Consider the following 14,391-nt stretch of genomic DNA (forward strand, 5'->3'; position numbering starts at 1 on the left):
AAACAGCATTAATAAGTCGAAAAGCATTCAAGTGATTATCAGGCCAACATTCTTTCGCCGGCATTTTTACTGCCCGAAAGGAATTATTAATTGTTAATAATCCGGAAATGCAATATTATGAAAAAAATATAAAATATCGCTTGCATAAGTAAATTATTTTATATAAATGCGCATTTTTTTTTAAAATAAAACACAATATAGATATGGTAAATAAAATGAGAAGATTAACTTTTTGAAGATTGAATAAAACGGTTAAAAATATTTTTATTTTCTACTACGGATGAATGGCTGTATGATAATAAAATTACGTTTTTTATAAAAGAAAGATTGCCCGTAGGGCATTCATTATTGATCTCCTGACGGAGAATCCGCCAGAAATAAAAAATCTTTTCTGTGAATATTAAAACCATAGCAGGCTATCATCAGTCAGACAGGAAACATGTTTTTACCCTGAACTTAGGTGAATAATAGCCTTTGCCCTGTACCAGACCAATAAAAAACAGCTTATAAACAATAAGCTGTTGATAGATAACATTGGGGTTGCCTGTAAAATTTCTTTTGGCTTTCTTATTTAGGAAATATTTCGGCCAATTTTTTTGCAAGCTCTGCACCGCGAAGCCCTTTGGCAAGAACTTTTCCTTGTGCATCAATAAGCACAGTAAAGGGAATTGAGCTCACCTTGTAATCTTTGGCAGCTTCCGAACTCCAAAAGCGCAGGTCGCTTACTTGTGTCCATTTAAGCGAAAGGTCTTTTATTCCTTTCAACCAGGCTGCCCGGTCTTTGTCTAACGAAACACCGTAAATCTCGAGTCCTTTGGAATGGTATTCCTTGTACAGCTTCACCATTTCCGGAGCTTCGTTGCGACAGGGACCGCACCACGCAGCCCAAAAATCAATCAGCACTACTTTTCCTCTAAAAGAAGAAAGAGCTACTTGTTTGCCGGCTGTATCGAGAAGCGAAATTTCAGGAGCAACAGTTCCAGGCAACAGAAAATTTTCTTTTTCCATTTTTTCGTGCAAACTCTTTACCATATCCATATTGGGGTATGTTTTTATAAGAACACTGTCAAGAAGTTGATAAATATCTCTGTTTTTCGACATGCTCAGCCTGTCGGTAAAAAGCAACCATGCAGGAGATGCAGGTTGTAAACGTATGAGTTCAGCCAGTTTTTTCTGATGTTTTTCGTAGGTTTGATTAATTTGTTTCTTAAAAACTTTGAGTATAGAATCGTTCTGTGACTCTTTCTTGTACTGGCGCATTATCCGGCTGATGCTGTCAATTTTCTGATCAAATGGATGCAATGCTATATTAGCATTATTATAGGTTTCCGAATGTATGGAACCGCTTATTTTGGTTTTATAACGCACATCTGAAACATCAGTTTCTATTTTTATCTTTTCGCCTGGTTGCACAATCAGCATCACGTATTGGTTTTGTGAAAAACGGATTTTGTAAAAACTTAATTTTTCCACTTTAATTGAAAAAGAGAATGAATTTTTCCCTTCTATTTTTGCCGAATCCAAAATAGCAACAGGTTTCGACAACGATTCAAGGTAAACTGTTTTAAATGTATTTTCCCCTTTTATTTTAGCGGTAACCTGAGCAAGTTTAGTTTTTTGTGCATATAACCCCACTGAAAATAAAATACATAAAAAAAGTGGTACTGAAATTTTTACAAAAGTCTTCATAATTTGTCTGTCTTATTAGTGAAAAAATTTTTAACAATGCAAATGTATTATTTTATACATCAAATTTTTCATAAATAGTGTTAATTAAGCTGTAAGCCGGCATTCCACCGTTCTGTTGAAAACTATTTTTTTCAGGTTTATGACATTGCTTATCAAAATTTATAATTTTGAATTATGAATTCATTTAAAGGAAACACAACTCCATCTGTAGGAAACCCTGCTGAAAGCAAAGCGCGTAAGACCCGCAATACCATATTTGTACCTACCAATTATGAGCATGGTAAGGTTCCGCCGCAAGCCATTGACCTCGAAGAAGCGGTGCTGGGTGCCATCATGCTCGAAAAAGATGCGTTAACCACAGTTATTGATATTCTTAAACCGGAAATTTTTTATAAAGAAGCACACCAGGAAATTTTTTCTGCCATACAACAACTATTTTCAAGTGCACAGCCAATTGACATTTTGACTGTAACCAACGAATTAAATTCGCTGGGGAATCTCGATCTGGTGGGCGGACCTTTTTATATCACTCAACTTACAGGCAGAATTGCATCGGCTGCTAACATTGAATACCATGCCCGTATTGTTCTGCAAAAGTTCATTCAACGGGAGTTGATAGGAATTTCAACCGAAATAGTAAAAGACGCCTTTGAAGATACTACCGATGTATTTGAATTACTCGACCGAGCTGAGCGCAACCTGTTTTCGGTGAGCGAGAACAACCTTAGGCGTAATTACGATACCATGCACAACCTGATACGTGAAGCTGTAAAGAAAATTGAAGCTGCACGCAATCAGGAAGGTCATTTAAGCGGTGTTCCCTCCGGTTTTTCAGAACTCGACCGTATAACTGCCGGCTGGCAACCTTCTGATTTGATAATAATCGCTGCCCGCCCGGGTATGGGAAAAACGGCTTTAGTTCTTTCAATGGCAAGGAATATAGCCGTGGAATACAAACGTCCTGTAGCCGTATTTTCACTTGAAATGTCATCTATACAATTGGTAACCCGCCTAATTTCAAGCGAAACACTGATTTCGTCAGAAAAACTCCGTAAAGGAATGCTCGAAAATTATGAATGGGAATATCTCAACCAAAAAATAGGCACACTGATAGACGCACCTCTGTTTATTGACGATACGCCCGCCCTGACCATTTTTGAACTTAGGGCAAAATGCAGGAGGCTGAAATCGCAGCACGACATAAAAATGATCATAATTGATTACCTGCAACTGATGTCAGCATCTTTGGATGGAAAAGGCAACCGCGAGCAGGAAATCAGCACCATCTCCCGTTCGCTCAAAGCGCTTGCCAAGGAGTTGGATGTACCGGTAATCGCCCTGTCGCAATTGAGCCGTGAAGTAGAAAAAAGGCAATCCAGTTCAAAAAAACCCATCCTGAGTGATTTACGCGAATCTGGTGCTATTGAACAGGATGCCGACGTAGTTGTTTTTATCTACCGCCCCGATTATTATAAACTGAGCGAAGAAGATGAAAAAGATGCCGCTGAAATCATCATTGCTAAGCACAGAAATGGTCCTCTTAAAGAAATTAAACTCCGGTTTATTTCCAATTTTGCTAAATTTGAGGATTATTCCTCCGGTTCAGTGCAGCCGTTGCAGGATGTTTATCCCAATACAGAATTTGGAAATGGAATAACCACCATTCAGCGATCCTCGAAAATGAATGACGAACCTCCATTCTGATAAAAAACACATACTAATATAGAAACCTATTCGTTTTACAGAGGTATGAAAAAAATCTTTTTCCTGCTGTTGCTATGGACGACGGGTATGCAATGTCCGGCTGCCTATCTGTTGATTCCTATGGATAATACACAAAAAAATCACCTGAAAGCCTACGGAATAGCCTATTGGATTATAAAACATGATGCCGAAGTAAGCTGGCTTCTCAACTATCGCGGAGGGAGTTTTATGTGTACTTACATCAAGGAAGTGGAAGCTGAATGCAGCATCCGCGGGGTAAGCTGCCAGGTAATAGCCGATGTACAGGCATCTGCTATCTTACAGGAAATTGCCGACCCCCAGGCAAATATGGATGAGGTAAAATTGGTGAAAGTGCCCAAAATTGCCGTGTATTCTCCAAAGAATAAACTCCCCTGGGATGATGCCGTAACCCTTGCGCTTACTTATGCCGAAATACCTTACGATGTTATTTACGACGAAGAAGTGATTAATGGTGTCTTACCCCTCTATGACTGGCTACATATGCACCACGAAGATTTTACAGGGCAGTATGGAAAATTCTGGCAGGCATTTAAAAATGCCGCATGGTATCGAGAAGATGTCAGATTATCGGAAGAAAATGCACACAAATTAAGTTTTCAGAAAGTATCGCAATGTAAGTTAGCAGTTGTCCAAAAAATCAGAGAATTTGTAATGGGTGGCGGTTACCTTTTTTCGATGTGTTCTGCACCCGACAGCTATGATGTTGCACTTTCTGCCAATGGCATAGATATTTGTGATGTAATGTTCGATGGCGACCCCGCCGATCCCGCCGCACAGCAAAAACTCAATTTTGCAGATTGTTTTGCTTTTACCGGATTTCATCTGATAACCAGTCCCAATGTTTACGAAATATCAGATATAGATGTTTCCGATACCCGACGGGTAAGCAAAGATGACGATTTTTTTACTCTATTCGAGTTTTCTGCCAAATGGGACCCTGTTCCCACCATGCTTTGTCAGGATCATGAACAGATAATCCACGGATTTATGGGGCAAACAACCGCTTTTAATAAAAAATTTGTCAAACCCGAAGTGCTTGTAATGGCAGAGAACAAAGCAGCAGGCGAAGCACGCTATATTCACGGAGAACTGGGAAAAGGAACCTGGACTTACCTCGGGGGACACGACCCGGAAGATTACCAGCACATGGTAGGCGACCCCCCTACCGACCTGAACCTGCATCCCAATTCACCGGGCTACCGGCTGATATTAAACAATGTTTTATTTCCTGCAGCGAAAAAGAAAAAACAGAAAACCTGACTTAGTTAACAGGACTCTCCCGTTTTCTTTCGTAAATACAAAAGCTGAAATGCAACCCTGTGGCATCGTCTATTTGCACTGCCCCTTTTTCTTTCAGTTGCCATTTTTCTTCCCTGATTTCCGGGAAAAAAGTGTCTGCATCAAAATCTTTATAAACCCATGTAATGTATAAACGGTCAGCCAGTGGCATAAACTGGTGGTAGATACTTCCTCCCCCAATGATAAAACTTTCTTCCTGCAGGTTGCATTTACTTACAGCATCTTCAATGGAGCTTGCCATAATACAGCCCCCGAAACAATCGTCAGGATTGTCGGAAATAATAATACTTCTGCGGTTAGGTAAAGGTTGTACAGGCAGCGACTCATAGGTTTTCTTCCCCATGATGACAGTTTTTCCGGAAGTAAGTTTTTTAAAATATTTTAAATCTGCCGAAAGATGCCAGAGAAGCTGGTTGTTTTTTCCTATGGCATAATTCTGAGCAATGGCTACAATAACTGAAAGCATATTTTTTAGTCTAAATTACTGTTTTTATTTCAATCACACTGCTATTGCCCCTTTAATATGCGGATGACACTGGTAATTTTCGAGGGTAAAATCTTCATAACTAAAATCGAAAAGAGAGTGTACTTCCGGATTTAGGTGCATAGCCGGTAAGGGATAGGGTGTGCGTGAAAGCTGCTGTTTCACCTGCTCAATATGGTTCATGTAAATATGGGCATCGCCGAGGGTATGTATAAAGTCGCCGGGCTGTAAACCGCAAACTTTTGCTACCATCAGGGTAAGTAATGCATACGATGCTATATTAAAAGGCACACCCAAAAAAATATCACAGCTTCGCTGGTACAACTGACAGGATAATTTCCCATCTGCAACATAAAACTGAAAAAGAAGATGACAGGGAGGCAAAGCCATTCTATCAATTTCACCAACATTCCAGGCGTTTACTATGTGTCGCCTCGAATCAGGATTTGTTTTTATAGAGTGTAATACCTGTTCTATCTGATCTATTACTCGTCCGTCTACGGCATGCCATGAACGCCACTGGTATCCATACACAGGTCCAAGTTCGCCCTGTGCATCCGCCCATTCGTCCCAGATAGTAACTTTATTGTCATTAAGGTATTTTACATTGGTTTCCCCTTTCAAAAACCAGAGCAGTTCATAAATAATTGAGCGCAGATGCAGTTTTTTTGTCGTCAGCACGGGAAATCCCTCCTGAAGATTAAATCGCATTTGGTATCCGAATACGCTGCGTGTACCCGTACCTGTACGATCACTTTTGTAAATGCCGTTTTCAAGTACGTGCGAAAGTAAATCAAGATATTGTTTCATTATAAACAAATAAAATTCACCAATGCTAATCCGTTAAAGATGGTGCAAAAATAACGATTTAAGGTTGGCAGTAATAAAAGTGGAACATTTTTAATGTTGAACCGATGCAAGCGCCGCAGGATCGTGTTTGTGTTTGAATAAAATAGCAAACAACACAGCAACTACAAGCGAGTAGATGGCAAAAGCCATCCAGATACCATGCCATTGTAATCCTTTAGAATTGGTAAAATAGGTATCTATCGCAATCCCGCTGATACGGCTTCCCAAAAAGGCGCCAAAGCCATTGGTCATCATCATAAAAAGTCCCTGTGAACTGGCTCGTATGCTTGGGTCGCTTTGCGTTTCCACAAACAAAGATCCCGAGATATTGAAAAAATCGAATGCCATACCGTAAATAATACACGATAGTATTATCATCCAAAGGCCTTCGGCAGGATCGCCGTAAGCAAACAATCCGAACCGAAGAACCCAGGCTACCATACTGAATAACATCACTTTTTTGATGCCAAACTTGCGAAGGAAAAACGGGATGGTAAGAATGAAAAGCGTTTCGGATATTTGGGAAATAGACATAATAATTGCCGGAAATTTCACGGCTATCAAATCTTTGTATTCCGGAATTTTGGCAAAATCGTGCAAAAAAGTATCGCCATAAGCATTGGTTAATTGTAGCGAAGCACCCAGTAACATGGCAAAAATGAAAAACATTGCCATTTTCACATCTTTAAACAACGAAAAGGCATTTAATCCTAAAGCACTTACAAAAGACTTTTTGTGTCCGTGTGCCAGCGGAGGGCATTTCGGCATGGTAAAAGCATATATTCCTAATAACAAAGAAGCAACAGACGCTACATAAAACTGTGCAGAAGTAGTTTCAAAACCAGACAGGCTGATTATCCACAGTGCGACTATAAAACCGATAGTTCCCCATACACGTACTGGAGGGTATTCGGTAATAATATTCATATTTTTATTTTTCATTGCAGTATAAGCTACTGTAATAGAAAGTGAAATGGTAGGCATGTAAAAAATCATGTTTACAAGCATTACCCAAAACATGGTGGACGGATCATTGACAAAAGGTACGCAGAACAGGATGGCTGCAGCTATGATGTGGAAGATTCCGTATAAGCGTTCGGCATTTATCCAACGGTCGGCAAGAATACCGGCTATGGCGGGCATAAACAGGGAGGCAATCCCCATGGTGGAAAAAATAGCCCCGAATTCGGTCCCCGACCATTGCTTGTTTTGAAACCAGTAAGCCCCTATCGTAAGCAGCCAGCTACCCCAGATAAAAAATTGGAGAAAATTCATTATTATCAATCTGTACTTCAAGATTCTCATAGCATATTTTTCGATTAATTTGTGTGTTTACCTTTATTGATTCCTTCGTTTGTTTATTTCATCTCTTATCAAAGACGCTTTTTCGTATTCCTCATTTTCTATACTGGTTTTTAAAAGTTTTTCCAGTTCTTCGAGGGTATGTTCTATAAAACCGTTATCGGCTTCTCCTTCATCTTTTTCGGTTTTGCCCTGCTGTGCTTCTTCTTCTATTACGATTCCGGCTTCTGTCAGTATTTTTTCGTAAGTATATATCGGGCAGTTGAAGCGGATAGCTAAGGCTACTGCATCAGAGGTGCGCGAATCAATTTCAATGGTACGCTTTCCGTCGAAACAGACGAGCCGGGCGAAAAATACTCCTTCATAAAACTTGTTGATTATAACTTCGTTGATAACAATGTTAAAGATTGTTGCAAAATTTTTAAAAAGATCGTGGGTTAAAGGACGCGTGGGCTTCATTTTTTCCAGTTCAATGGCTATTGCCTGTGCTTCAAACCCCCCGATAATTATCGGGAGACGCCTGTTGCCGTTAACCTCGCCAAGTATAAGTGCATAAGCACCCTGCTGACTTTGGCTGTACGACATCCCTTTTATTTCCAGTTTTATCTTTTCCATAGTTTTCTTTTGCCCGCCCCCAAACAGCTACAAACGAAATTATCGCAAACCTACATATTTTTTCCAAATCATATAATAACCCGTAAAAAAAAATAATACCGGATTGCATTACCGGTATTTTTTACCCTGCCCGCACTCCCCTGTTTCCCCCGGGAAATAGTCAAGCCCTACTCATTGCGCTTTTTAAAGTAAAAAATACAATTATTTTAATCAATGCGCTAAATAACATACATTTAACATATAGTTATTCCCAAATGGCATCAAATAAAACGTTTTTGTATTACGTTAAAAACACAAATTACTCAGCCTAAAATGTCTTCAGATGTGTTTAAAATATTTCACTATTGTCTGGTAAATTTATATATCATCCCTTACGGGATTTAAGTTGATTTATAACCAATATTTTGTCTTATGGGGCGGTTTCGTTAGAAACCTGAATAAAATTAGCCTCATCTATTTACAAATCCCGTATGGGACATTATATATCAATAGTTTCATAGTGAATAAACAGTCTTTAACGTACAACATTTTTCTATTTATGCTGAAAATTTATCAACGTGAAGCTTTAAAATGTATATTTGCAAATAGGGGCGTATACAGGATGTAGCCCAATTTTTTACTAAAAATAATATTACAATAGATATATGATTGGTAAAATTTTTTACATATATAATTGTCTTATATCTATATTTATATTTTTTCAAAATCTTCATTTGTTTCATTTTATTAAAACAGTTTTCTCATTAGTTTATAAAAGACAATATACATTTTTTGATATTACTTCAAATTTTTATATTTTATCGGGTAATATAATTTTAATTAAGGTTTAATATTTCTTGCATGTATTTTTTTAAAAATAACAGAGATAGACAAATTTCTAAAATATTATTTATAAATAATATTTTAATTTCATTTTTTCTTACCATTATTATAGGTTATTTTTGGACAAAACAACAACAGAAACAATTTGCTGCCGATTCAAAAAAAGTCAGAAATGATTATATAAATTTCCAAAAACATATTATTAAAAATGAAACGGAAAAAGTTGTTGATTATATTCAGTATAACAAAAAGATAACCATTCAGAAACTTAGAATTTCTCTTTATGAAAAAGTAAATGAAGCCTATACTTTGGCTGATAGAATTTATCAACAATACAAAGGCATTAAATCTGATGCAGAAATAAAAGAAATGATAAAGAATTCCATGGAAGGTTTATTTTCTAATAGAAAATACAGACATTTTTATATTTATACCCTTAATGGGGTTCAGGTAATGAACTCTTCCCAACCACAGTTTAACGGTAAAAACCAAATCCATTTCATAGATAATTCAAATAATAAAGTTATTCAAAACGAATTAGATTTTTTGCAGAAGCATTCTGAAGGGAGTATTGATTATCAATTAAGCCCGAATAAAATCAACTGGGAAACCCCTATATCGAAAATTGCCTATGTAAAAAAATTCGCACCCTTCGCATGGTATATTGGTACCAGGGAATACCTGACCGATTATAAAAAAGAGGTACAGAATGATATTTTAAACAGAATCAAATCTATTCGCTTCAATAACAACGGGTATGTTTTCGTGAATACAGTAAATGGCTTCTCTTTAATTAAAGGAGGAGAACGTAATGTTCCTCCTATAAATATTTTGCAACAGTCTGACAGCAACTGGATAAACATTTTTAATCAGCAGTTACAACAGGCAAAAAACAAAGAAGGCGGATACATTGTTTACAACTGGAAAGAAAAAGGATATACCCATTATTCAAAAAAAATTACTTTCATCAAATCTGTCCCCGAATGGAATTGGATTATCGGTGCTGGAGTAAATCTTGATGCTCTTGAGAAAAATATCACTTTACAAAAAAAAGATATTGAAGCAAAAATACAAATTAATATCTTTAAAATTATTGGAATATTATTTATTTCGCTGATAATAAGTTTTATTTTAGCAAGAGGGCTTTCCCAACGCATCAAAAATAATTTTAATGCGTTCAACCTTTTTTTCGAAAAAGCCGCAAAGGATTTTACTATGATTTCTATTAAAGATTTGCATTTCCGTGAATTTAAAAATCTGGCTGCTTCCGCAAACCAAATGATAGAAGAAAGAGCAAAAATTAATGAAGAACTTATGCAGAAGCACCAACTTTTGACAGAAGCGAAAGAAAAAGCCGAAGATGCTGACAAGCTGAAAACAGCTTTTCTGGCAAATATGAGCCATGAAATACGTACTCCTATGAATGCCATCATTGGATTTTCTTCACTTCTGGCTGAACCGGATTTAACTAAGGAAGATAGATTAAGCTATATTGACAAAATTAATAAATCGGGTGAATCATTGATGAACCTCATCAATGATATTATTGATACTGCCAAAATTGAATCTGGACAATTAAAAATTCACAAATCGGATTGTGCTATAAACGAATTAATGTTAGAATTAAAACATCTTTATTCTGAATTGATTTACAATGAGAATAAAAATATTGAATTAATCATTTCCGTTCAGGAAGGCTTAGAAAACTGTATTCTTTTTACAGATGCATTACGCTTAAAACAAGTTTTTATCAACCTGATAAATAATGCCTTAAAATTTACACATGATGGATACATCGAATTAGGTTATAATAAAATAAGCGACACCCTGCTGCAATTTTATGTGAAAGATACCGGTATAGGGATTGAAAACGAACATCTTAAAATTATTTTTGATCGGTTTAGGCAAATAGATGGTAGCCATACTCGGAAATTTGGAGGTAATGGATTAGGATTATCCATAAGTAGAAATATTATTGAGTTACTCGGCGGAAAAATCTGGGTTACTTCCATACCCGGTTTAGGCTCTACTTTCTTTTTTACACATCCTCTATAATTTATTTAATCTTCAATAAATAAATTGCCTTACTTTTACTAAATGATCCCGATAAATTATTAGAATTTCATTCTGCATACTATCAGTAAAAACAAGATTTACAGTTTACACGAACCACAAACATCCTGAATTGAACCTATCATTGGACACTTGAAAACCGACTGCCATATGATGAAAAATTATTTGAAAAGCACTACCAAATTAACACTTTAATGGCTGCCATTGCACTTAATTTTAAAAAATTACTTCGCAAAGATGAATGCAATTTCCTTTTGTACTTTTTTGAAATTATACTTTTAGAGCTTTTAGCATTCAGCAAGTTGAAATTAAAATAAAAGCAATGAGATTGTTTTTGTGAATTGAATACATTTTGGGGGCAACAAGCCCTATAACCCCAAAATCCTAATTCATAGCCTCTAACTAATAAACCTCACCGCCATTGCCTTAAAGCTAATGGTGCATTGCATCCCGGTATCTAAGTGAAGCTGTTCCACCGATTCACGGGTGATGAGCACGGCAAACACTATGCCTTGGGTATCCACCAGCACTTCTATGCCGCGCATGGTGGGTATGAGTTCGAGGATGGTTCCGGGCAGGTTGTTCCTGGCGCTGCTTTCCGCCTCATGTAGCATCAGCACGATGTCTTCGGCGGGTATCATCACAAAACCTTCGCCCGACACGCCGTTATCGCCCATTTCAATGGTGATGTTATTCGATAACGTAGCAAGACAGGTATTCTTCTCTTCATTCCTTACGGCAACAGCAGGGAAGAAATTCTTTATCCCGGCAAAGCGGGCAATAAAATCCGTCTTGGGATGATGGAACACCTCTTCAGGAGTTCCTGTTTGCAGTATCTGTCCTTTATCCATCACCGCCAGCCGGTTTCCCAGCGAAATGGCTTCCTCATAGTCGTGGGTAACGTGCATGATCGTTTGTCCGTTGCGGTTAAGCTTACGCAAAAGGCTACGCAGTTCCGAGCGCAACTGAACATCGAGGGACGAAAGCGGTTCGTCTAATAAAAGGATGTCGGGACGCAAGGCAAGGGTTCGCGCCAGCGCCACCCGTTGCAGTTCGCCACCCGATAACGTGGCAGGACTGCGGTGCAACAGTTGCGAAATGCCCATCATCTCCGCCAATTCCCCGGTCTTTTCGCAGATTTCCTGCTTAGGTAGTCCTTCCGTTTTTAACGTGTAGGCTATATTTTCTTTTACCGAAAGGTGCGGAAACACGGCATAATCCTGAAACACCAGCCCGACTTTGCGTTTTTGTATCTTCTCGTTGGTGATATCCCTTTCGTTCAGGATAATCTTGCCTTTATCCGGATGAACCAGCCCGGCAACAATCTCAAGCAGCAACGATTTTCCCGCCCCCGACTCCCCAAGCAGTATAAAATACTCACCCGGCTCCACCGATAAGGTTATTCCCGAAAGCGAAAAGCCTTCATACTCTTTTTCTATGTTTTCCAGGTGTAGCATTTTTTAAATTTTTTAATTGGTTAATGTGCTAATTAGCTAATTATACGAATCAAGAATTAAAACCTTCTCTGTGCAGCTCTGTGTTTCCTCTGTGCAGCTCTGTGAAATAAAATGTTAAATTACACAGAGAACCACTGAGAATTCACGGAGAATCACGGAGTTTACAATTTATATCTTTTATTCCTGTCTTCAGTAATATTCTATTAAAATTAATGTAGCCAAGCCAGGAGACCTTCTTTTTTTGGTTAAATTAATCATGCGAATCAAAGGTTGAAACCTTCTCTGTGCAACTCTGTGAAATAAAATGTTAAATTACACAGAGAACCACTAAGTCCCGATAACTATCGGGATCACGGAGAACCACGGAGTTTATTATTTATATTTTTATAAATCATAGAAACAGTAATTTGTCTTTCGACTCTTAATCCTGCATTGATTTGCATTAATTATAGATTAGCATCATTTCATCTTCAAATCAGCACATTTTCAAATTTTCAAATCAACTTATTTTCAAATTAGCTCATTACCGAATTATCCCATTAGCTAATTCTTTTTCTCCTTCGCCAGGCTTCTCAAAAGGATAAAAAACACCAGTGATACCATTATAAAAATTACCGATACCGGCCGGGCATATTTCAGTCCGAAAGCGCCAAAACGTTCAAAAATAAGTACGGAAGTAACCATCGGATGATAGGCAATGATTACCACGGCGCCAAATTCGCTCATTCCCCTTGCAAACATCATGATCAGTCCGGAAATGATGCTTCGCCATGCCAGTGGCAGGGAGATGGTGAAAAATACCCTTAACGGGGAAGCTCCCAGGGTAAGGGCTGCCTTTTCCAGACGTTCGGGAACGGCAGCAAAACCGTCGCGGGCCGCATTGAGCAGAAACGGAAGACTAACAAAAGCCATAGCAACGGCTATCCCCAGCGGATGTCCGACGAAATCGAGTCCTGCCACCGAAGCAAGTTTTCCCAATGGTGAACTCCTCGAAACAAATCCCAGGATAGCAATACCGGCAGCCGAATGAGGAATCACAATGGGTAAATCCACTATGCCGGAGACCAGCCGCTTCATGGGAAAATTCCTGCGGGCAAGCAGATAAGCCAGGGGAATAGCTCCCAGGGCAAATACCACCGTCGCCAGCATGGAAGTCCATAAGGTAAGGAAAATACTATCGGTAACCTCCTTGTCGCGGGTAGTTTCCACCACATCCTGCAAAGGCGTTGCCAGGAACATCCCTGCCAAAGGCGCAAGGACAAAAAGCAACACCATCCCGCCAAGGAGCATAAAAACCCAATGCATCGTATCTTTTCTGTATATCCTCACCGGGTTTGTTATTTTTAGTTAAACTTCAGATTATTCCTGCAAGGCTATTTCGTAAACACATTTACCCTTGCAGTGGATTTGAACAATTTATGTATCCAGCCTTCTTTTTCGGCTTTCCGTACGATAGCTTCTGCCTGGCGTATCAACGATTGGCGATATACCGAATCCTGCACGTAGATATTCATTGCCTTGATAAAATGTCCGAGGGAGCGCTCCATATAGAAAAAACTTTCTGCCACAGGCTTAAGTCCGTAATCCGGTGCCTTTTTCAAGGCTCTGTAGGCTTTTCTTTGTATCAACAATTCGTCGTGCAACAAACTGCTAAGCTCATAATAGCATCCTTTTTCGAGCGATGGTTCTATAAATATAGCCATACCTTCCGGTTTCAACACCCTTGCACATTCTTTTATGGCATCATTAAAATGCCCTTCGGGAACATGGTGAAGACTCGACATAAACAAAACGGCATCTGCATAATCATCCGGAAAAGGCATCTGCTGAGCCATGCCTTCGATGTATTTCTCGTTTCCTACTTTTGGAAATGCCATAGCCTGAACAATAAGTTCCGGGATGTCCACCCCGGTAACATCTGCGCCATGAGTAGCAAGCCAGCGGACCAAATCGCCTATGCCACAGCCAATATCAACAATCGTTTTGCCGGCAGGCTGCAACCATTGCAGAACAACATCCTTTTCAGAAGCAGCAAAAACATAATCATAATTCATG

11 protein-coding genes are annotated in these 14,391 nt (G+C 38.6%); 3 read left to right on the forward strand and 8 right to left on the reverse strand.

All coding sequences use genetic code 11. The features are described from left to right. Window positions 1-567 precede the first annotated feature (567 nt). Window positions 568-1,689 (reverse strand): AhpC/TSA family protein, encoded by a 1,122-nt coding sequence (locus M0R21_11720; protein ID MCK9618487.1) that lies wholly within the window; start codon window positions 1,687-1,689, stop codon window positions 568-570. Between the two features lie 174 nt (window positions 1,690-1,863). On the opposite strand from M0R21_11720, the gene dnaB reads away from it, so the two are divergent. Together dnaB and M0R21_11730 are read left to right on the forward strand one after the other, a co-directional pair. After that, complete coding sequence (dnaB, locus tag M0R21_11725; protein ID MCK9618488.1) at window positions 1,864-3,393, forward strand: replicative DNA helicase; 1,530 nt, start codon at window positions 1,864-1,866, stop codon at window positions 3,391-3,393. 45 nt (window positions 3,394-3,438) lie between these two features. Next, window positions 3,439-4,695 carry an asparagine synthetase B gene (locus M0R21_11730; protein MCK9618489.1) on the forward strand — a complete coding sequence of 419 codons (1,257 nt, stop codon included), beginning with the start codon at window positions 3,439-3,441 and terminating at the stop codon, window positions 4,693-4,695. Between the two features lies 1 nt (window position 4,696). Here the strand turns inward: M0R21_11730 and M0R21_11735 are convergent, their stop codons facing one another. The 4 genes from M0R21_11735 to M0R21_11750 all read right to left on the reverse strand — a co-directional run bounded on the left by M0R21_11735 (window position 4,697) and on the right by M0R21_11750 (window position 7,984). Continuing rightward, window positions 4,697-5,200, reverse strand: a complete 504-nt coding sequence (locus M0R21_11735) for a dihydrofolate reductase (protein MCK9618490.1) — start codon at window positions 5,198-5,200, stop codon at window positions 4,697-4,699. A 33-nt stretch (window positions 5,201-5,233) separates the two neighbouring features. Then, the gene (locus M0R21_11740; protein ID MCK9618491.1) at window positions 5,234-6,028 is read right to left on the reverse strand and encodes a thymidylate synthase; all 795 of its coding nucleotides are present in this window, start codon (window positions 6,026-6,028) and stop codon (window positions 5,234-5,236) included. Between the two features lie 90 nt (window positions 6,029-6,118). Further along, on the reverse strand, window positions 6,119-7,372 hold the full coding sequence (locus M0R21_11745) for a nucleoside permease (protein MCK9618492.1): 1,254 nt from the start codon (window positions 7,370-7,372) through the stop codon (window positions 6,119-6,121). A 33-nt stretch (window positions 7,373-7,405) separates the two neighbouring features. After that, on the reverse strand, window positions 7,406-7,984 hold the full coding sequence (locus M0R21_11750) for a DUF151 domain-containing protein (protein MCK9618493.1): 579 nt from the start codon (window positions 7,982-7,984) through the stop codon (window positions 7,406-7,408). Window positions 7,985-8,824: 840 nt separating this feature from the next. Here M0R21_11750 and M0R21_11755 point away from each other — a divergent pair. Continuing rightward, window positions 8,825-10,861 carry a cache domain-containing protein gene (locus M0R21_11755; GenBank protein MCK9618494.1) on the forward strand — a complete coding sequence of 679 codons (2,037 nt, stop codon included), beginning with the start codon at window positions 8,825-8,827 and terminating at the stop codon, window positions 10,859-10,861. 416 nt (window positions 10,862-11,277) lie between these two features. On the opposite strand, the gene M0R21_11760 is transcribed toward M0R21_11755, so the two are convergent. From M0R21_11760 to M0R21_11770, 3 genes are all read right to left on the reverse strand, one after another. Next, window positions 11,278-12,336, reverse strand: a complete 1,059-nt coding sequence (locus tag M0R21_11760) for an ABC transporter ATP-binding protein (protein MCK9618495.1) — start codon at window positions 12,334-12,336, stop codon at window positions 11,278-11,280. 543 nt (window positions 12,337-12,879) lie between these two features. Next, complete coding sequence (locus tag M0R21_11765) at window positions 12,880-13,665, reverse strand: ABC transporter permease (protein MCK9618496.1); 786 nt, start codon at window positions 13,663-13,665, stop codon at window positions 12,880-12,882. Window positions 13,666-13,709: 44 nt separating this feature from the next. After that, window positions 13,710-14,390 carry a class I SAM-dependent methyltransferase gene (locus M0R21_11770; protein ID MCK9618497.1) on the reverse strand — a complete coding sequence of 227 codons (681 nt, stop codon included), beginning with the start codon at window positions 14,388-14,390 and terminating at the stop codon, window positions 13,710-13,712. Window position 14,391: the final 1 nt, after the last annotated feature.

This window comes from Lentimicrobiaceae bacterium, assembly GCA_023227965.1.
In the GTDB taxonomy this organism is placed as follows: Bacteria; Bacteroidota; Bacteroidia; order Bacteroidales; family JALOCA01; genus JALOCA01.